The organism is Escherichia sp. E.sYA108, from assembly GCF_011754335.1.
Lineage (GTDB): Bacteria > Pseudomonadota > Gammaproteobacteria > Enterobacterales > Enterobacteriaceae > Escherichia > Escherichia coli.
In genome coordinates this window covers 3833949-3854573 of the sequence record NZ_JAAQVZ010000001.1, presented here as the reverse complement: position 1 = coordinate 3854573, position 20625 = coordinate 3833949, and the positions used below count along the sequence as shown (strand labels likewise).

Genomic DNA, 20625 nt, shown 5'->3' with positions numbered 1-20625 from the left:
CCGACAACAATCTCGACCCTACAAATGATAACAATGACGAGGACAATATGAGCGACACAACGATCCTGCAAAACAGTACCCATGTCATTAAACCGAAAAAATCGGTGGCACTTTCCGGCGTTCCGGCGGGCAATACGGCGCTCTGCACCGTGGGTAAAAGCGGCAACGACCTGCATTACCGTGGCTACGATATTCTTGATCTGGCGGAACATTGTGAATTTGAAGAAGTGGCGCACCTGCTGATCCACGGCAAACTGCCAACCCGTGACGAACTCGCCGCCTACAAAACGAAACTGAAAGCCCTGCGTGGTTTACCGGCTAACGTGCGTACCGTGCTGGAAGCCTTACCGGCGGCGTCACACCCGATGGATGTTATGCGCACCGGCGTTTCCGCGCTCGGCTGCACGCTGCCAGAAAAAGAGGGGCACACCGTTTCTGGTGCGCGGGATATTGCCGACAAACTGCTGGCGTCACTTAGTTCGATTCTTCTCTACTGGTATCACTACAGCCACAACGGCGAACGCATCCAGCCGGAAACTGATGACGACTCTATCGGCGGTCACTTCCTGCATCTGCTGCACGGCGAAAAGCCGTCGCAAAGCTGGGAAAAGGCGATGCATATCTCGCTGGTGCTGTACGCCGAACACGAGTTTAACGCTTCCACCTTTACCAGCCGGGTGATTGCGGGCACTGGCTCTGATATGTATTCCGCCATTATTGGCGCGATTGGCGCACTGCGCGGGCCGAAACACGGCGGGGCGAATGAAGTGTCGCTGGAGATCCAGCAACGCTACGAAACGCCGGGCGAAGCCGAAGCCGATATCCGCAAGCGGGTGGAAAACAAAGAAGTGGTCATTGGTTTTGGGCATCCGGTTTATACCATCGCCGACCCGCGTCATCAGGTGATCAAACGTGTGGCGAAGCAGCTCTCGCAGGAAGGCGGCTCGCTGAAGATGTACAACATCGCCGATCGCCTGGAAACGGTGATGTGGGAGAGCAAAAAGATGTTCCCCAATCTCGACTGGTTCTCCGCTGTTTCCTACAACATGATGGGTGTTCCCACCGAGATGTTCACACCACTGTTTGTTATCGCCCGCGTCACTGGCTGGGCGGCGCACATTATCGAACAACGTCAGGACAACAAAATTATCCGTCCTTCCGCCAATTATGTTGGACCGGAAGACCGCCAGTTTGTCGCGCTGGATAAGCGCCAGTAAACCTCTACGAATAACAATAAGGAAACGTACCCAATGTCAGCTCAAATCAACAACATCCGCCCGGAATTTGATCGTGAAATCGTTGATATCGTCGATTACGTGATGAACTACGAAATCAGCTCCAGAGTAGCCTACGACACCGCTCATTACTGCCTGCTTGACACGCTCGGCTGCGGTCTGGAAGCTCTCGAATATCCGGCCTGTAAAAAACTGCTGGGGCCAATTGTCCCCGGCACCGTCGTACCCAACGGCGTGCGCGTTCCCGGAACTCAGTTTCAGCTCGACCCCGTCCAGGCGGCATTTAACATTGGCGCGATGATCCGTTGGCTCGATTTCAACGATACCTGGCTGGCGGCGGAGTGGGGGCATCCTTCCGACAACCTCGGCGGCATTCTGGCAACGGCGGACTGGCTTTCGCGCAACGCGATCGCCAGCGGCAAAGCGCCGTTGACCATGAAACAGGTGCTGACCGGAATGATCAAAGCCCATGAAATTCAGGGCTGCATCGCGCTGGAAAACTCCTTTAACCGCGTTGGTCTCGACCACGTTCTGTTAGTGAAAGTGGCTTCCACCGCCGTGGTCGCCGAAATGCTCGGCCTGACCCGCGAGGAAATTCTCAACGCCGTTTCGCTGGCATGGGTAGACGGACAGTCGCTGCGCACTTATCGTCATGCACCGAACACCGGTACGCGTAAATCCTGGGCGGCGGGCGATGCTACATCCCGCGCGGTACGTCTGGCGCTGATGGCGAAAACGGGCGAAATGGGTTACCCGTCAGCCCTGACCGCGCCGGTGTGGGGTTTCTACGACGTCTCCTTTAAAGGTGAGTCATTCCGCTTCCAGCGTCCGTACGGTTCCTACGTCATGGAAAATGTGCTGTTCAAAATCTCCTTCCCGGCGGAGTTCCACTCCCAGACGGCAGTTGAAGCGGCGATGACGCTCTATGAACAGATGCAGGCAGCAGGCAAAACGGCGGCAGATATCGAAAAAGTGACCATTCGCACCCACGAAGCCTGTATTCGCATCATCGACAAAAAAGGGCCGCTCAATAACCCGGCAGACCGCGACCACTGCATTCAGTACATGGTGGCGATCCCGCTGCTGTTCGGACGCTTAACGGCGGCAGATTACGAGGACAACGTTGCGCAAGATAAACGCATCGACGCCCTGCGCGAGAAGATCAATTGCTTTGAAGATCCGGCGTTTACCGCTGACTACCACGACCCGGAAAAACGCGCCATCGCCAATGCCATAACCCTTGAGTTCACCGACGGCACACGATTTGAAGAAGTGGTGGTGGAGTACCCAATTGGTCATGCTCGCCGCCGTCAGGATGGCATTCCGAAGCTGGTCGATAAATTCAAAATCAATCTCGCGCGCCAGTTCCCGACTCGCCAGCAGCAGCGCATTCTGGAGGTTTCTCTCGACAGAACTCGCCTGGAACAGATGCCGGTCAATGAGTATCTCGACCTGTACGTCATTTAAGTAAACGGCGGTAAGGCGTAAGTTCAACAGGAGAGCATTATGTCTTTTAGCGAATTTTATCAGCGTTCGATTAACGAACCGGAGAAGTTCTGGGCCGAGCAGGCCCGGCGTATTGACTGGCAGACGCCCTTTACGCAAACGCTCGACCACAGCAACCCGCCGTTTGCCCGTTGGTTTTGTGAAGGCCGAACCAACTTGTGTCACAACGCTATCGACCGCTGGCTGGAGAAACAGCCAGAGGCGCTGGCATTGATTGCCGTCTCTTCGGAAACAGAGGAAGAGCGTACCTTTACCTTCCGCCAGTTACATGACGAAGTGAATGCGGTGGCGTCAATGCTGCGCTCACTGGGCGTGCAGCGTGGCGATCGGGTGCTGGTGTATATGCCGATGATTGCCGAAGCGCATATTACCCTGCTGGCCTGCGCGCGCATTGGTGCTATTCACTCGGTGGTGTTTGGGGGATTTGCTTCGCACAGCGTGGCAACGCGAATTGATGACGCTAAACCGGTGCTGATTGTCTCGGCTGATGCCGGGGCGCGCGGCGGTAAAATCATTCCGTATAAAAAATTGCTCGACGATGCGATAAGTCAGGCACAGCATCAGCCGCGTCACGTTTTACTGGTGGATCGCGGGCTGGCGAAAATGGCGCGCGTTAGCGGGCGGGATGTCGATTTCGCGTCGTTGCGCCATCAACACATCGGCGCGCGGGTGCCGGTGGCATGGCTGGAATCCAACGAAACCTCCTGCATTCTCTACACCTCCGGCACGACCGGCAAACCTAAAGGTGTGCAGCGTGATGTCGGCGGATATGCGGTGGCGCTGGCGACCTCGATGGACACCATTTTTGGCGGCAAAGCGGGCGGCGTGTTCTTTTGTGCTTCGGATATCGGCTGGGTGGTAGGGCATTCGTATATCGTTTACGCGCCGCTGCTGGCGGGGATGGCGACTATCGTTTACGAAGGATTGCCGACCTGGCCGGACTGCGGCGTGTGGTGGAAAATTGTCGAGAAATATCAGGTTAGCCGCATGTTCTCAGCGCCGACCGCCATTCGCGTGCTGAAAAAATTCCCTACCGCTGAAATTCGCAAACACGATCTTTCGTCGCTGGAAGTGCTCTATCTGGCTGGAGAACCGCTGGACGAGCCGACCGCCAGTTGGGTGAGCAATACGCTGGATGTGCCGGTCATCGACAACTACTGGCAGACCGAATCCGGCTGGCCGATTATGGCGATTGCTCGCGGTCTGGATGACAGACCGACGCGTCTGGGAAGCCCCGGCGTGCCGATGTATGGCTATAACGTGCAGTTGCTCAATGAAGTCACCGGCGAACCGTGTGGCGTCAATGAGAAAGGGATGCTGGTAGTGGAGGGGCCATTGCCGCCAGGCTGTATTCAAACCATCTGGGGCGACGACGACCGCTTTGTGAAGACGTACTGGTCGCTGTTTTCCCGTCCGGTGTACGCCACTTTTGACTGGGGCATCCGCGATGCTGACGGTTATCACTTTATTCTCGGGCGCACTGACGATGTGATTAACGTTGCCGGACATCGGCTGGGTACGCGTGAGATTGAAGAGAGTATCTCCAGTCATCCGGGCGTTGCCGAAGTGGCGGTGGTTGGGGTGAAAGATGCGCTGAAAGGGCAGGTGGCGGTGGCGTTTGTCATTCCGAAAGAGAGCGACAGTCTGGAAGACCGTGAGGTGGCGCACTCGCAAGAGAAGGCGATTATGGCGCTGGTGGACAGCCAGATTGGCAACTTTGGCCGCCCGGCGCACGTCTGGTTTGTCTCGCAATTGCCAAAAACGCGATCCGGAAAAATGCTGCGCCGCACGATCCAGGCGATTTGCGAAGGACGCGATCCTGGGGATCTGACGACCATTGATGATCCGGCGTCGTTGGATCAGATCCGCCAGGCGATGGAAGAGTAGGTCGGATAAGGCGCTCGCGCCGCATCCGACACCGTGCGCAGATGCCTGATGCGACGCTGACGCGTCTTATCATGCCTACAGGCCTGAACCGTAGGTCGGATAAGGCGCTCGCGCCGCATCCGACACCATGCGCAGATGCCTGATGCGACGCTGACGCGTCTTATCATGCCTACCCACTGTTTTTACACAGATAAGTTTCCCCCGCCTTTTTGCACTCATTCATATAAAAAATATATCCCCCTACGAAAACGATTGCTTTTTATCTTCAGATGAATAGAATGCGGCGGATTTTTTGGGTTTCAAACAGCAAAAAGGGGGAATTTCGTGTCGCAAGATAACAACTTTAGCCAGGGGCCAGTCCCGCAGTCGGCGCGGAAAGGGGTATTGGCATTGACGTTCGTCATGCTGGGATTAACCTTCTTTTCCGCCAGTATGTGGACCGGCGGCACTCTCGGAACCGGTCTTAGCTATCATGATTTCTTCCTCGCAGTTCTCATCGGTAATCTTCTCCTCGGTATTTACACTTCATTTCTTGGTTACATTGGCGCAAAAACCGGCCTGACCACCCATCTTCTTGCTCGCTTCTCGTTTGGTGTTAAAGGCTCATGGTTGCCTTCACTGCTGCTGGGCGGCACCCAGGTTGGCTGGTTTGGCGTTGGCGTGGCGATGTTTGCTATTCCGGTGGGCAAGGCAACCGGGCTGGATATTAATTTGTTGATTGCCGTCTCCGGTTTACTGATGACCGTCACCGTCTTCTTTGGCATTTCGGCGCTGACAGTTCTTTCGGTGATTGCGGTTCCGGCTATCGCCTGTCTTGGCGGTTATTCCGTGTGGTTGGCCGTTAACGGCATGGGCGGCCTGGACGCATTAAAAGCGGTCGTTCCCGCACAACCGTTAGATTTCAATGTCGCGCTGGCGCTGGTTGTGGGGTCATTTATCAGTGCGGGCACGCTCACCGCTGACTTTGTCCGGTTTGGTCGTAATGCCAAACTGGCGGTGCTGGTGGCGATGGTGGCCTTTTTCCTCGGCAACTCGTTGATGTTTATTTTCGGTGCAGCGGGCGCGGCGGCACTGGGGATGGCGGATATCTCTGATGTGATGATTGCTCAGGGCCTTCTGCTGCCTGCGATTGTGGTGCTGGGGCTGAATATCTGGACCACCAACGATAACGCGCTCTATGCGTCGGGTTTAGGTTTCGCCAACATTACCGGTATGTCGAGCAAAACCCTTTCGGTGATTAACGGTATTATCGGTACGGTCTGCGCATTATGGCTGTATAACAATTTTGTCGGCTGGTTGACCTTCCTTTCGGCAGCTATTCCTCCGGTGGGCGGCGTGATCATCGCTGATTATCTGATGAACCGTCGCCGCTATGAGCACTTTGCGACCACGCGTATGATGAGTGTCAATTGGGTGGCGATTCTGGCGGTCGCGCTGGGGATTGCCGCAGGCCACTGGTTACCGGGAATTGTTCCGGTCAACGCGGTATTAGGTGGCGCGCTGAGCTATCTGATCCTTAACCCGATTTTGAATCGTAAAACGACAGCAGCAATGACGCATGTGGAGGCTAACAGTGTCGAATAACGCTTTACAAACAATTATTAACGCCCGGTTACCCGGCAAAGAGGGGCTGTGGCAGATTCATCTTCACGACGGAAAAATCAGCGCCATTGATACGCAATCTGGTGTGATGCCCGTAACTGAAAACAGCCTGGATGCCGAACAAGGTTTAGTTTTACCGCCGTTTGTGGAGCCGCATATTCACCTGGACACCACGCAAACCGCCGGACAACCGAACTGGAATCAGTCCGGCACGCTGTTTGAAGGCATTGAACGCTGGGCCGAGCGCAAAGCGTTATTAACCCATGACGATGTGAAACAACGCGCCTGGCAAACGCTGAAATGGCAGATTGCCAACGGCATTCAGCATGTGCGTACCCATGTCGATGTCTCCGACGCAACGCTGACTGCGTTGAAAGCGATGCTGGAAGTGAAACAGGAAGTTGCGCCGTGGATTGATCTGCAAATCGTCGCCTTCCCGCAGGAAGGGATTTTGTCGTATCCCAACGGTGAAGCGTTGCTGGAAGAGGCGTTACGCTTAGGGGCAGACGTTGTTGGGGCGATTCCGCATTTTGAATTTACCCGTGAATATGGCGTGGAGTCGCTGCATAAAACCTTCGCCCTGGCGCAAAAATACGACCGTCTCATCGATGTTCACTGTGACGAGATTGATGATGAGCAATCACGCTTTGTCGAAACCGTTGCTGCCCTGGCGCACCGTGAAGGCATGGGCGCGCGAGTCACCGCCAGCCATACTACGGCAATGCACTCCTATAACGGGGCGTATACTTCGCGCCTGTTTCGTTTGCTGAAAATGTCCGGTATTAACTTTGTCGCCAACCCGTTGGTCAATATTCATCTGCAAGGACGTTTCGATACGTATCCAAAACGTCGCGGCATCACGCGCGTTAAAGAGATGCTGGAGTCCGGCATTAACGTCTGCTTTGGTCACGATGATGTCTTCGATCCGTGGTATCCGCTGGGAACGGCGAATATGCTGCAAGTGCTGCATATGGGGCTGCATGTTTGCCAGCTGATGGGCTACGGGCAGATTAACGACGGCCTGAATTTAATCACCCACCACAGCGCCAGGACGTTGAATTTGCAGGATTACGGCATTGCCGCCGGAAACAGCGCCAACCTGATTATCCTGCCGGCTGAAAATGGGTTTGATGCGTTGCGCCGTCAGGTTCCGGTACGTTATTCGGTACGTGGCGGTAAGGTGATGGCCAGCACACAACCGGCACAAACCACCGTATATCTGGAGCAGCCAGAAGCCATCGATTACAAACGGTAATCGGCTGGGCTACCGCGAGCGTAGTTTATGCCGGATGCGGCGTGAACACCTTATCCGGCCTACGTAGATCACTGAAATTGTAGGCCTGATAAGCGGAGCGCATCAGGTAATTTTGCTTATTTAAACTGAAGACTCAACTTTAAAATCTTTGAAATAATATTGCTTATCCCGGTCGTTTATTTCGCGAATAACCCGACAAGGAACGCCAGCAGCCACGACGTTTGGTGGAATGTCTTTTGTGACGACACTACCCGCGCCAATAACAGAATTATCCCCGATGGTGACGCCTGGATTAATAACCACATGACTTCCGATCCAGACGTTATTGCCAATCGTTATCGGAAAAGAGTACATCTCTCCGTTTTTTCTCAATTCATGGTGTACCGGGTGTCCCGTAACGGAAAGAGTAACGTTGGGTGCAATCAGTACGTTATCACCGATCGTTACCGTGTAGTCGTCGACAATGGTTAAATTGAAATTTGCATAAAAATTGCGGCCTATATGGATGTTGGAACCGTAAGAGAAATAGACGGGGGGTTCTACCCAGGCGTTTTCCCCTACCGTGGCAAACATTTCTTTAATCAGACTTTCCCTTTTTTCAAATTCTGATGGATGCGAGTGATTAAACTCATACATTAACGTTTTTCCACGAAGTCTTTTTTCAGGTAAGCCTTCGCACATATCGGTAAATAGCTTGCCTGCTTTTATTCTTTCTGTCATCGACATGTTCATTGCGATCATTCCGCCCTGATATGTTGGTCGGATAAGGCGCTCGCGCCGCATCCGACATTGATTGCTTAAGCGACTTCATTCACCTGACGACGCAGTAGAGAAAGCGGGCCGGGGCCGCTAAGCGTGAACACGGAAATTAAGGTGAAGCCCAGCGCCACCAGACCCAGCACCAGATAAGCGCCCTGGAAACCGATGCTTTCATACATATTGCCCGCCAGTACAGACATAAAAATCATCGCCAGTTGCTTAAAGAAGCAGAAACAGACCAGATAAATCGTCGCTGAAAAACGCACTTCAAACTGGCTGGTAATATATTTAAAGCAGCCCACCAGCAGGAACGGTACTTCAAACATATGCAGCGTTTTCAGAATAACTACTTCCAGCGCTGAGGTGGCGAACGATGAGCCAATAATACGTACAGACATAATAGTGCCAGCCAGCAGCAGGGCATTTTTCCCACCGATGCGATTAATGATCAGTGGCGCAAAGAACATAATCGAGGCGTTAAGTAATTCGCCCATTGTCGTGACGTAGCCAAATACCCGCGTACCCTGTTCACCGGTAGCAAAGAACGAAGTAAAGAAATTAGCAAACTGTTGGTCAAAAACATCGTAGGTGCAGGAAACGCCAATAACATACAGTGACAAAAACCACAGTTTTGGCTGTCTGAACAGTTCCAGCGCCAGCTTAAGGCTAAATGCCGAATGGTTGGCACCTACCGCATTGGCAACCGTGGCTGAAGAGGGCGCATCCGTTTTGGCGAAAAAGAGTAAAACGGCGAGGATGAGTGCACAGCCAGAACCCAGCCAGAAAACAAACTGATTATTGATGGTGAACATGATGCCGACAATCGAGGCACACAGCGCCCAGCCAACACAGCCAAACATCCGCGCGCGACCAAATTCGAAATTACTGCGACGGCTGACTTTCTCGATAAATGCCTCTACTGCTGGCGCACCGGCGTTAAAACAAAAGCCAAGATAAATACCACCAACAATCGATCCTACTAAAATGTTGTATTGTAACAGTGGTCCGAAGATAAAAATAAAGAACGGCGCAAACATCACTAACATGCCGGTAATAATCCACAGCAGGTATTTGCGCAGCCCGAGTTTGTCAGAAAGCAGACCAAACAGCGGTTGGAATAATAGCGAGAACAGAGAAATAGCGGCAAAAATAATACCCGTATCACTTTTGCTGATATGGTTGATGTCATGTAGCCAAATCGGGAAAAACGGGAAGTAGGCCCCCATGATAAAAAAGTAAAAGAAAAAGAATAAACCGAACATCCAAAAGTTTGTGTTTTTTAAATAGTACATAATGGATTTCCTTACGCGAAATACGGGCAGACATAGCCTGCCCGGTTATTATTATTTTTGACACCAGACCAACTGGTAATGGTAGCGACCGGCGCTCAGCTGGAATTCCGCCGATACTGACGGGCTCCAGGAGTCGTCGCCACCAATCCCCATATGGAAACCGTCGATATTCAGCCATGTGCCTTCTTCCGCGTGCAGCAGATGGCGATGGCTGGTTTCCATCAGTTGTTGTTGGCTGTAGCGGCTGATGTTGAACTGGAAGTCGCCGCGCCACTGGTGTGGGCCATAATTCAATTCGCGCGTCCCGCAGCGCAGACCGTTTTCGCTCGGGAAGACGTACGGGGTATACATGTCTGACAATGGCAGATCCCAGCGGTCAAAACAGGCTGCAGTAAGGCGGTCGGGATAGTTTTCTTGCGGCCCCAGGCCGAGCCAGTTTACCCGCTCTGAGACCTGCGCCAGCTGGCAGGTCAGGCCAATCCGCGCCGGATGCGGTGTATCGCTTGCCACCGCAACATCCACATTGATGACCATCTCACCGTGCCCATCAATCCGGTAGGTTTTCCGGCTGATAAATAAGGTTTTCCCCTGATGCTGCCACGCGTGGGCGGTTGTAATCAGCACCGCGTCGGCAAGTGTATCTGCCGTGCACTGCAACAACGCCGCTTCGGCCTGGTAATGGCCCGCCGCCTTCCAGCGTTCGACCCAGGCGTTAGGGTCAATGCGGGTCGCTTCACTTACGCCAATGTCGTTATCCAGCGGCGCACGGGTGAACTGATCGCGCAGCGGGGTCAGCAGTTGTTTTTCATCGCCAATCCACATCTGTGAAAGAAAGCCTGACTGGCGGTTAAATTGCCAACGCTTATTACCCAGCTCGATGCAAAAATCCGTTCCGCTGGTGGTCAGTTGAGGGATGGCGTGGGACGCGGAGGGGAGTGTCACGCTGAGGTTTTCCGCCAGACGCCATTGCTGCCAGGCGCTGATGTGTCCGGCTTCTGACCATGCGGTCGCGTTTGGTTGCACTACGCGTACCGTTAGCCAGAGTTGTCCGGCGCTCTCCGGCTGCGGCAGTTCAGGCAGTTCAATCAACTGCTTACCTTGCGGGCCAACATCCAGAGGCACTTCACCGCTTGCCAGCGGCTTGCCATCCAGTGCCACCATCCAGTGCAGGAACTCGTTATCGCTATGACGGAACAGGTATTCGCTGGTCACTTCGATGGTTCGCCCGGATAAACGGAACTGGAAATACTGCTGTTGGTGTTTTGCTTCCGTCAGCGCCGGATGCGGCGTGCGGTCGGCAAAGACCAGACCGTTCATACAGAACTGGCGATCGTTCGGCGTATCGCCAAAATCACCGCCGTAAGCCGACCACGGGTTGCCGTTTTCATCATATTTAATCAGCGACTGATCCACCCAGTCCCAGACGAAGCCGCCCTGTAAACGGGGGTACTGACGAAACGCCTGCCAGTATTTAGCGAAGCCGCCAAGACTGTTACCCATCGCGTGGGCATATTCGCAAAGGATCAGCGGGCGCATTTCTCCAGGCAGCGAAAGCCATTTTTTGATGGACCATTTCGGCACCGCCGGGAAGGGCTGGTCTTCATCCACGCGCGCGTACATCGGGCAAATAATATCGGTGGCCGTGGTGTCGGCTCCGCCGCCTTCATACTGTACCGGGCGGGAAGGATCGACAGATTTGATCCAGCGATACAGCGCGTCGTGATTAGCGCCGTGGCCTGATTCATTCCCCAGCGACCAGATGATCACACTCGGGTGATTACGATCGCGCTGCACCATCCGCGTTACGCGTTCGCTCATCGCGGGTAGCCAGCGCGGATCATCGGTCAGACGATTCATTGGCACCATGCCGTGGGTTTCAATATTGGCTTCATCCACCACATACAGGCCGTAGCGGTCGCACAGCGTGTACCACAGCGGATGGTTCGGATAATGCGAACAGCGCACGGCGTTAAAGTTGTTCTGCTTCATCAGCAGGATATCCTGCACCATCGTCTGCTCATCCATGACCTGACCATGCAGAGGATGATGCTCGTGACGGTTAACGCCGCGAATCAGCAACGGCTTGCCGTTCAGCAGCAGCAGACCATTTTCAATCCGCACCTCGCGGAAACCGACGTCGCAGGCTTCTGCTTCAATCAGCGTGCCGTCGGCGGTGTGCAGTTCAACCACTGCACGATAGAGATTCGGGATTTCGGCGCTCCACAGTTCCGGATTTTCAACGTTCAGGCGTAGTGTGACGCGATCGGCATAACCGCCACGCTCATCGATAATTTCACCGCCGAAAGGCGCGGTGCCGCTGGCGACCTGCGTTTCACCCTGCCACAAAGAAACCGTCACCCGCAGTTCATCGCGCAGCTCGCCGTACATCTGAACTTCTGCCTCCAGTACCGCGCGGCTGAAATCATCATTAAAGAGAGTGGTAACTTGGAAATCGCTGATTTGCGTGGTCGGTTTATGCAGCAACGAGACGTCACGGAAAATGCCGCTCATCCGCCACATATCCTGATCTTCCAGATAACTGCCGTCACTCCAGCGCAGCACCATCACCGCGAGGCGGTTTTCTCCGGCGCGTAAAAATGCGCTCAGGTCAAATTCAGACGGCAAACGGCTGTCCTGGCCGTAACCGACCCAGCGCCCGTTGCACCACAGATGAAACGCCGAGTTAACGCCATCAAAAATAATTCGCGTCTGGCCTTCCTGTAGCCAGCTTTCATCAATATTAAATGTGAGCGAGTAACAACCTGTCGGATTCTCCGCGGGAACAAACGGCGGATTGACCGTAATGGGATAGGTCACGTTGGTGTAGATAGGCGCATCGTAACCGTGCATCTGCCAGTTTGAGGGGACGACGACAGTATCGGCGTCAGGAAGATCGCACTCCAGCCAGCTTTCCGGCACCGCTTCTGGTGCCGGAAACCAGGCAAAGCGCCATTCGCCATTCAGGCTGCGCAACTGTTGGGAAGGGCGATCGGTGCGGGCCTCTTCGCTATTACGCCAGCTGGCGAAAGGGGGATGTGCCGCAAGGCGATTAAGTTGGGTAACGCCAGGGTTTTCCCAGTCACGACGTTGTAATACGACGGCCAGAGAATCCGTAATCATAGTCATAGCTGTATCCTGTGTGAAATTGTTATCCGCTCACAATTTCACACAACATACGAGCCGGACACATAGAGTGTAAAGACTGGGGTGCCTAATGAGTGAGCTGACTCACATTAATTGTGTTGCGCTCACTGCCCGCTTTCCAGTCGGGAAACTTGTCGTGCCAGCTGCATTAATGAATCGGCCAACGCGCGGGGAGAGGCGGTTTGCGTATTGGGCGGAAGGGTGGTTTTTCTTTTCACCAGTGAGACGGGCAACAGCTGATTGCCCTTCACCGCCTGGCCCTGAGAGAGTTGCAGCAAGCGGTCCACGCTGGTTTGCCCCAGCAGGCGAAAATCCTGTTTGATGGTGGTTAACGGCGGGATATAACACGAGCTGTCTTCGGTATCGTCGTATCCCACTACCGAGATATCCGCACCAACGCGCAGCCCGGACTCGGTAATGGCGCGCATTGCGCCCAGTGCCATCTGATCGTTGGCAACCAGCATCGCAGTGGGAACGATGCCCTCATTTAGCATTTGCATGGTTTGTTGAAAACCGGACATGGCACTCCAGTCGCCTTCCCGTTCTGTTATCGGCTGAATTTGATTGCGTGTGAGATATTTATGCCAGCCCGCCAGACGCAGACGCGCCGAGACAGAACTTAATGGGCCTGCTAACAGCGCGATTTGCTGGTGACCCAATGCGACCAGGTGCTCCACGCCCAGTCGCGTACCGTCTTCATGGGAGAAAATAATACTGTTGATGGGAGTCTGGTCAGAGACATCAAGAAATAACGCCGGAACATTAGCGCAGGCAGCTTCCACAGCAATGGCATCCTGGTCATCCAGCGGATAGTTAATGATCAGTCCACTGACGCGTTGCGCGAGAAGATTGTGCACCGCCGCTTTACAGGCTTCGACGCCGCTTCGTTCAACCATCGACACCACCACGCTGGCACCCAATTGATCGGCGCGAGATTTAATCGCCGCGACAATTTGCGACGGCGCGTGCAGGGCCAGACTGGAGGTGGCAACGCCAATCAGCAACGACTGTTTGCCCGCCAGTTGTTGTGCCACGCGGTTGGGAATGTAATTCAGCTCCGCCATCGCCGCTTCCACTTTTTCCCGCGTTTTCGCAGAAACGTGGCAGGCCTGGTTCACCACGCGGGAAACGGTCTGATAAGAGACACCGGCATACTCTGCGACATCGTATAGCGTTACTGGTTTCACATTCACCACCCTGAATTGACTCTCTTCCGGGCGCTATCATGCCATACCGCGAAAGGTTTTGCGCCATTCGGCGGGGCTGACGCCGAAGTGAGATTTAAAATGCTGACGCCAGGTCACAGGTGAGAGAAAACCCACGCCAATACACCTACGGCGTTTACAGGTATACTCGCTAAAAATTATTCAGTGGGTTTGGAAACAAAGATGGCAAAACTTACCTTACAAGAGCAGTTGCTCAAAGCGGGACTAGTCACCAGCAAAAAAGCGGCGAAGGTCGAGAGAACAGCGAAAAAATCGCGTGTTCAGGCGCGTGAAGCTCGGGCGGCGGTAGAAGAAAATAAAAAGGCACAGCTTGAGCGTGATAAACAGCTTAGCGAGCAGCAAAAACAAGCGGCGTTGGCGAAAGAATATAAAGCCCAGGTGAAGCAGCTCATTGAAATGAACCGAATTATCATTGCCAATGGCGATATTGGTTTTAACTTCACTGACGGCAATCTGATTAAGAAGATTTTTGTTGATAAGCTCACGCAAACGCAGTTGATTAATGGTCGTCTGGCGATTGCTCGCTTGTTGGTCGATAACAATAGCGAAGGTGAATACGCCATTATTCCCGCCAGCGTTGCCGATAAAATTGCTCAGCGTGATGCCAGCAGTATTGTGTTGCACAGCGCGCTCAGCGCCGAAGAGCAGGATGAAGACGATCCGTATGCCGACTTCAAAGTGCCTGATGATTTGATGTGGTAAACATAGATAAATCGTGTGCAGATGCCTGATGCGACGCTTTGCGAGTCTTATCATGCCTACGGTTTATGGGCGAAGTGTAGGCCGGATAAGGCGTTCACGCCGCATCCGGCAGCCGTGCGCAGATGCCTGATGCGACGCTTTTCGCGTCTTATCAGGCCTACGGCTTACGGGTGAAATGTAGGCCGGATAAGGCGTTTACGCCGCATCCGGCATGCGTGCGCGGATGCTCAACGCATATTCAGTTTATTGGCGTGGTACGCAATATGCTCGCCAATAAAACTGGAGACAAAATAATAGCTGTGATCATAACCCTCGTGATAACGGATTAACGTCTTGATATTCATCTCCTGGCAGATCTTTTCAAGATTTGAAGTCCGCAGTTGTTCTGCGTAAAAATCATCACTCAACCCCTGATCAACCATGATTTCCGCAACGCGTTGACCTTGTGAAATAAGACTCACCGGGTCGTAATCCAACCAGGCATCTTTATTTTCACCAAGATATGCGGCAAAGGCTTGCTGTCCCCACGGTACTTGCGATGGGGAGACAATGGGCGAAAACGCCGAGACGCTGGCATATTCATCTGGGTTACGTAACGCCAGCACCAGCGCGCCCAGCCCGCCCATAGAATGACCTGAGATAGACTTTCTGGCCGTTGCTGGAAAATGATGCATCACTAAATTCGGCAGCTCGTTGCGGATATAGTCATACATTTTGTAATGTTCATTCCACGGCGCTTGCGTCGCGTTCAGGTAAAACCCGGCACCTTGCCCGAGATCGTAACGGTCAGCATCTGCGACATGACTGCCTCGCGGACTGGTGTCCGGCGCAACAACAATAATGTTGTGCTCAGCCGCGTAACGCTGCATCCCCGATTTAGTAATGAAATTCTGCTCGTTGCAGGTCAGGCCTGAAAGCCAGTACAACACCGGCAATTTTTCATTCTCGGCTTTTGGTGGGAGATAGACGCCGACATTCATTTCACATTTCAGTGATTGGGAATAATGCCGATACACATTTTGCCAGCCGCCAAAGCTGGCATGTTTTTCAATGAGTTCCATCAGTCATTATCTCACGGTTAATCCCCCGGACGGCTGCCCGGGGAGAGTATTAAGAACCCCATCTGAACTGGACGGGGTAAACCAGCGGGAAATCAGTAACGAATTACGGTTCGAATGGATTTACCTTCATGCATCAGGTCGAAGGCGTCATTAATTTCATCCAGGCTCATGGTATGCGTGACAAACGGTTCCAGATCGATATCACCTTTCATCGCATCTTCAACCATACCCGGTAACTGGGAACGACCTTTCACGCCGCCAAACGCGGAACCTTTCCATACGCGACCGGTGACCAACTGGAATGGACGGGTGGAGATTTCCTGACCAGATCCTGCGACACCGATGATCACCGATTGACCCCAGCCGCGGTGCGCACTTTCCAGCGCCGCACGCATCACGTTGACGTTACCGATGCATTCAAAGGTATGGTCGATACCCCATTTGTTGATATCCAGCAGGACATCTTTAATCGGTTTGTCGTAGTCATTCGGGTTAATGCAGTCGGTGGCACCGAAGCGACGCGCCAGTTCGAATTTCTTCGGGTTGGTATCGATAGCGATAATCCGTCCCGCTTTCGCCTGACGCGCGCCCTGAACCACTGCCAGACCAATCGCGCCAAGACCAAACACGGCAACAGAATCACCTGGCTGGACTTTAGCTGTGTTGTGTACCGCGCCAATACCGGTGGTCACGCCACAGCCCAGCAGGCAGACGTGTTCATGGTTCGCTTCTGGATTAATTTTGGCCAGAGACACTTCCGCTACCACGGTGTATTCACTGAATGTTGAGCATCCCATGTAGTGATAAAGCGGCTGCCCGTTGTAAGAAAAACGGGTGGTGCCGTCTGGCATCAAGCCTTTGCCCTGCGTTTCGCGAACCGCGACACACAGGTTAGTTTTGCCAGAACGACAGAACTCACACTCGCCGCACTCTGCGGTGTAAAGCGGGATCACATGGTCGCCAGGTTTGACGCTGGTTACCCCTTCACCGACTTCAACTACAACCCCGGCCCCTTCGTGACCGAGAACCACCGGGAAGACACCTTCCGGGTCATCGCCGGAGAGGGTAAATGCGTCGGTATGGCAAACACCGGTATGGGTGACTTTAATCAGCACTTCACCTTTTTTCGGTGGTGCAACGTCAATTTCAACGATTTCCAGCGGTTTACCGGGAGCAAATGCAACGGCAGCACGTGATTTCATCTCTCGCTCTTCCTCAATATGGTAATAGATTCAGCTATTTAAGATAGGCACGAACCAGTTCAATAGTGTCGTCAACGGATTGGCTGACTTCGCGGCTGTAGCAGTCATTTCGGTCAAACGTTTCCCGGATATGGCTTTCAAGCACTTCTGCCATCAGCCCGTTAGCCGCGCCCCGAACGGCAGCGATCTGTTGGAGTATGGCACGGCATTCGGCATCACCCTCCAGCGACCGTTCCAGAGCATCAATCTGCCCCCGAATACGACGAACTCGAGTAAGGACCTTTTTCTTCTCTTCCGGAGTACTGGGCATTTCGCACCTCATCATCTGCATGCAATATACTATAGGGGGGTATGCTATATGTCAATGCATACCCCCCTATAGTATATAACACTGGAGAATAAAATTTATCCGGTGAATGTAGTCGGAAAACAAAGAGGAAAGGGGGGGGCTAATCTGCAGGGAAGGCCGCCCCGGATAGCGGGCGGCAGAAGGAATCAGAATTTCCAGGTCAGATGGGCTGCAAGTTGCAGACCGTTATAATCATCGGTTGGGGTGTCGTACCACACTTTACCTGCCGTCAACCCGAGATTAAGTTGCTCAGTCAGCGGTTGAATACGTTGCAAACTGATGCTCTTCATGCTGCCGTAGCGTGTTTCTGGCGTCCAGTCGTAGGTGTAAGCACCTGTTCCGCGGCTTAGCCATAGTTGCGTGTAACCAGTGCCGCGCGGGTCATTCAGACGCACGGAAATCATATTGCTGTAACTACCACCTGCATCGCTGGAGTCATAGTGGGTATAGCGATAGCTGGTGATCACCGGGCCAGTATAGAGTGATATGCCGCCTTGCCAGGCATCGACTTCGACATCATCGTAATATTTAGTGTAGCGATAACCGGTCGTGAAAAGCGTTTTTGGCAACAGGGCCAGGCTAATATCCTGACGAAAATCCTGGCAGGCAAAGACCGGCGTATTATCCGCAAAGGCAATACTCGTTCGGGTTGTCAGCCAGTTATTCCATTTGTACCAGACTGCACCCTGGCCGCGAGTGGCATTGAAATGTTCAGTTTCATAATCACGACGCCCCTGGGAAAGATTAAAAAGCAGCGTTGCGTTTTCAACTTTCGCCACCAGTTCAGCATACGCTAAATTACGGTTGCCATGATCGCCAGAATAATCGGTAAAATCGTAGCCCGCGGTAATGGAAGTTAACCCGGCATAAACGGGTAATGCGCTAAAAATTGCCGCCGCTAATAACGTCCGTTTTATCATTTTAATCTCCTGTACGGATAAGTTCTTGTCGGAGTGAATAAGTTCCGGTAGGTAAATTACGTTCTACAATCACGCGCGGGCCAAGTTGCGTGTTCGGGGAAATAATTCGCCCAGGCAAAATAATAACTTGTACGCCAAGGCGTGAACGCTGCCCGATATAACAACCTAATTTATCGCATCCGGTAGCGATAATTCCATCTGGAGTTCGAACAGACACGGGCTGTTCATCCAGACGATGATTACTGGTTCGTACTTGTGCGCCCAAATATGCCTGGTTTGCAACTACCGAGTCGGCAATAAAGCATTGCGGACCAATCGTTGCTTCCGCTTCAATAACCGCATTTTTAATTTCGGTGGCAAAACCAATTTTTACGCCATTGCTGATTATTGTGCCAGGACGAATAAACGCATAATTACCTATCAGGCAGTTTGCGCCAATCACTACCGGACCCTGAATAACGGCACCGTGGCAAATACGGGTATTCGCGCCGATAACAACCTCACCGGCACTTTCATCAATAATCACCTGGTCTGCAATCTGAATATTTTTCTCTTTAACATTAAGCTTCAGAAAGTTTTTCAGTTCCTGTGACAGAAGGGTGGGAATAAGCGGTTGACGCTTCCACCAGTGCGGAATAGCGGGTGGGTTTGTCGCGCTGAGGTTCGCGTCCAGTAAAAAAGGCAATAAGTCCATAAATAATCCAGATGGCATAAGCTAATAATACATACACAACGGAAAGCGGTGCTAAAGGCACCAACAACCAGCAACGATGAAACCAGGCGCTAAATGCACCAATAACACAAACTACGCCGACCCAGATAAGCGGGAACATTGCCAACACCACACCATGTGGCCCGGTGGTGATGAATTCATTAAACCAGGTAGTGAGATAAATCCCAACGCCATAAAGCACAACCAACAGCATAGGAAATATACTGAAGATACCGAAGCGGCTAAATAAAAGTCTTTTATGCAGGCGCATACAGACCGCGTAGCCCACAATCCAACGCCGCCAGCGACGCCATTCCTCACGCGGGCTGTTGCATTCCTGTGGGTATACGATGCAGCGATTCGCCTGCCGAATACGATAGCCGTTTGCCACCAATGTCCAGGTGAGATCAAGGTCTTCGACTTTAGTACGATCCGAGAAACCGAACTTACGCAATACATCAGTACGGAACATCCCGCAGGCACCGCTGATGATAAACGGTGCGCCGCCCAGAAGCTGCTGTAGCGTGCGCTTCATAACAATCATCGGCAACTTTACGGTCGCGCGGATGTGTGGTAACAGACCCGCGCCTTTCAACGCAGTAGAGGGAATGCCGCCTACGGCATCAGCGCCACGCTCAATTTCCGCCAGCATATAGCCCATTCCGTCTTGATCGGGCGGAACATAGGTGTCGGCATCACTTAAAAAAACCTGATCGCAGGTGGCGTAATTGAGGCCATTCATCAGCGCACCACCTTTACCGGTATTTTTTTGCGTGACGGCAACAAAGCGGTCGCCCCATTTGCGTTTGACTTCCGCCATGACCGCTTCGGTATTGTCCGTGGAGCCGTCGTTAACGCAAATTACCCGGCAAAAATAAGGGTTACGCAGCAGATTATCCAGTGACTGCGCCAGACACGGGCCTTCGTTATAAGCAGGTATAATGGCGTCAATACAGCCTTTCTTTTGGCTGGGCTTACGCCTTAACGTACTCAGAAACCATAGCAATATTGCTACGGCCATACATATAAAGATCCAGGTTTTCATGCAATTTGCTCAAAGAATCATTTTATGAATAACAAAACCTTCACCCAGATCGCTATTGACCTGTTGCCCGCGAAATTGAGCAACTGCACGCAGACGCTCCGGGCGCATATAATCTCGCTGGCTCTGACTTTTATGTTTTTTTAACGCAGTCAGTTTAAGAGAAAAATATTCTTCTTTCACGGATTCAAAAACCTGAGGCATAAATGAAAGCCAGGTACTTGGTGTTTCATAGCCGAGAATTTGCGGAATAGCGCGACAGGCAACCATTGAGGCTTGATAGACTGCAAGATGATCCTGATGGCGGTCAGCATCATGCATGGTATATACACGTATAATTTCAACATCAGAGGGAATTTGATTTTTTATGATGTTTTCCAGGGCAGAAATCATATCATTGAGCTGTAAATGAGCGCGGGTGTCAGCAAAATTAAGATGAATAGTTTGGTGGCACCCTAATATCTTTAGAGCGTTGCGTGATTCTTCGTGGCGATCGATTATTCCATCTACGCCAGAATTACCGGTAGTCATCACCACGGTAGCAATATAAATTCCTTTTTGCGCAAGGCGAGCTAGCGATGCGCCACAGCCTAATTCTATATCGTCAGGATGCGCGCCAATGGCAAGGATACCCTTTCTTTTATTTGCCGAAGAAAGGATCGCTGAATCTAAAACCTTATCCACTTTATGACACTCCATTTTATTTATTATACTACAAGCACAACGACGCC

General features: G+C 52.5%; 17 protein-coding genes and 1 pseudogene. 6 read left to right on the top strand and 12 right to left on the bottom strand.

Annotated elements, in window-relative coordinates; all coding sequences use genetic code 11:
- Positions 1 to 47 precede the first annotated feature (47 nt).
- The 5 genes from prpC (at position 48) to codA (ending at position 7485) form a co-directional block, all read left to right on the top strand.
- Positions 48 to 1217, top strand: a complete 1170-nt coding sequence (prpC, locus tag HBM92_RS18545; RefSeq protein WP_001285915.1) for a 2-methylcitrate synthase — start codon at positions 48 to 50, stop codon at positions 1215 to 1217.
- A gap of 33 nt (positions 1218 to 1250) precedes the next feature.
- Positions 1251 to 2702 (top strand): 2-methylcitrate dehydratase, encoded by a 1452-nt coding sequence (gene prpD, locus HBM92_RS18540; RefSeq protein WP_001275885.1) that lies wholly within the window; start codon positions 1251 to 1253, stop codon positions 2700 to 2702.
- Positions 2703 to 2741: 39 nt separating this feature from the next.
- Entirely contained in the window at positions 2742 to 4628 is a 1887-nt protein-coding gene (gene prpE / locus HBM92_RS18535) for a propionate--CoA ligase (RefSeq protein WP_000010237.1), read from the top strand.
- A gap of 324 nt (positions 4629 to 4952) precedes the next feature.
- Entirely contained in the window at positions 4953 to 6212 is a 1260-nt protein-coding gene (gene codB / locus HBM92_RS18530; protein WP_000076233.1) for a cytosine permease, read from the top strand.
- Positions 6202 to 7485, top strand: coding sequence for a cytosine/isoguanine deaminase (gene codA, locus HBM92_RS18525; protein ID WP_001443227.1), 1284 nt, complete (start codon positions 6202 to 6204; stop codon positions 7483 to 7485). Before codB ends, codA begins: the two co-directional genes overlap by 11 nt.
- Before the next feature lie 120 nt (positions 7486 to 7605).
- Here codA and lacA read toward each other — a convergent pair whose 3' ends face one another.
- The 5 genes and pseudogenes from lacA to HBM92_RS18500 all read right to left on the bottom strand — a co-directional run.
- Complete coding sequence (gene lacA, locus HBM92_RS18520; protein WP_001298545.1) at positions 7606 to 8217, bottom strand: galactoside O-acetyltransferase; 612 nt, start codon at positions 8215 to 8217, stop codon at positions 7606 to 7608.
- Positions 8218 to 8282: 65 nt separating this feature from the next.
- Complete coding sequence (gene lacY / locus HBM92_RS18515) at positions 8283 to 9536, bottom strand: lactose permease (RefSeq protein ID WP_000291549.1); 1254 nt, start codon at positions 9534 to 9536, stop codon at positions 8283 to 8285.
- Between the two features lie 51 nt (positions 9537 to 9587).
- Positions 9588 to 12662 carry a beta-galactosidase gene (lacZ, locus tag HBM92_RS18510; protein WP_000177874.1) on the bottom strand — a complete coding sequence of 1025 codons (3075 nt, stop codon included), beginning with the start codon at positions 12660 to 12662 and terminating at the stop codon, positions 9588 to 9590.
- Positions 12663 to 12784: 122 nt separating this feature from the next.
- Positions 12785 to 13867 carry a DNA-binding transcriptional repressor LacI gene (gene lacI / locus HBM92_RS18505; protein WP_000805862.1) on the bottom strand — a complete coding sequence of 361 codons (1083 nt, stop codon included), beginning with the start codon at positions 13865 to 13867 and terminating at the stop codon, positions 12785 to 12787.
- Positions 13868 to 13903: 36 nt separating this feature from the next.
- A pseudogene (locus HBM92_RS18500) lies at positions 13904 to 14002 on the bottom strand (GlxA family transcriptional regulator); the annotation flags it as partial.
- Between the two features lie 66 nt (positions 14003 to 14068).
- On the opposite strand from HBM92_RS18500, the gene HBM92_RS18495 reads away from it, so the two are divergent.
- Complete coding sequence (locus tag HBM92_RS18495; protein WP_001304849.1) at positions 14069 to 14608, top strand: DUF2058 domain-containing protein; 540 nt, start codon at positions 14069 to 14071, stop codon at positions 14606 to 14608.
- Between the two features lie 227 nt (positions 14609 to 14835).
- Here HBM92_RS18495 and fghA read toward each other — a convergent pair whose 3' ends face one another.
- From fghA to HBM92_RS18460, 7 genes are all read right to left on the bottom strand, one after another.
- Positions 14836 to 15669, bottom strand: coding sequence for an S-formylglutathione hydrolase (gene fghA, locus HBM92_RS18490; protein WP_000419067.1), 834 nt, complete (start codon positions 15667 to 15669; stop codon positions 14836 to 14838).
- Between the two features lie 92 nt (positions 15670 to 15761).
- Positions 15762 to 16871, bottom strand: a complete 1110-nt coding sequence (gene frmA, locus HBM92_RS18485) for an S-(hydroxymethyl)glutathione dehydrogenase (RefSeq protein WP_000842109.1) — start codon at positions 16869 to 16871, stop codon at positions 15762 to 15764.
- 34 nt (positions 16872 to 16905) lie between these two features.
- The gene (gene frmR / locus HBM92_RS18480; protein WP_001141271.1) at positions 16906 to 17181 is read right to left on the bottom strand and encodes a formaldehyde-responsive transcriptional repressor FrmR; all 276 of its coding nucleotides are present in this window, start codon (positions 17179 to 17181) and stop codon (positions 16906 to 16908) included.
- A 185-nt stretch (positions 17182 to 17366) separates the two neighbouring features.
- On the bottom strand, positions 17367 to 18140 hold the full coding sequence (locus HBM92_RS18475; RefSeq protein ID WP_000596103.1) for a YaiO family outer membrane beta-barrel protein: 774 nt from the start codon (positions 18138 to 18140) through the stop codon (positions 17367 to 17369).
- Between the two features lies 1 nt (position 18141).
- Positions 18142 to 18666, bottom strand: a complete 525-nt coding sequence (locus tag HBM92_RS18470; RefSeq protein WP_000582568.1) for an acetyltransferase — start codon at positions 18664 to 18666, stop codon at positions 18142 to 18144.
- A gap of 34 nt (positions 18667 to 18700) precedes the next feature.
- The gene (locus tag HBM92_RS18465) at positions 18701 to 19897 is read right to left on the bottom strand and encodes a glycosyltransferase (RefSeq protein WP_000860428.1); all 1197 of its coding nucleotides are present in this window, start codon (positions 19895 to 19897) and stop codon (positions 18701 to 18703) included.
- A gap of 9 nt (positions 19898 to 19906) precedes the next feature.
- Positions 19907 to 20578: a PIG-L deacetylase family protein gene (locus HBM92_RS18460; RefSeq protein ID WP_000362014.1), complete on the bottom strand. Its 672-nt coding sequence runs from the start codon at positions 20576 to 20578 to the stop codon at positions 19907 to 19909.
- Positions 20579 to 20625: the final 47 nt, after the last annotated feature.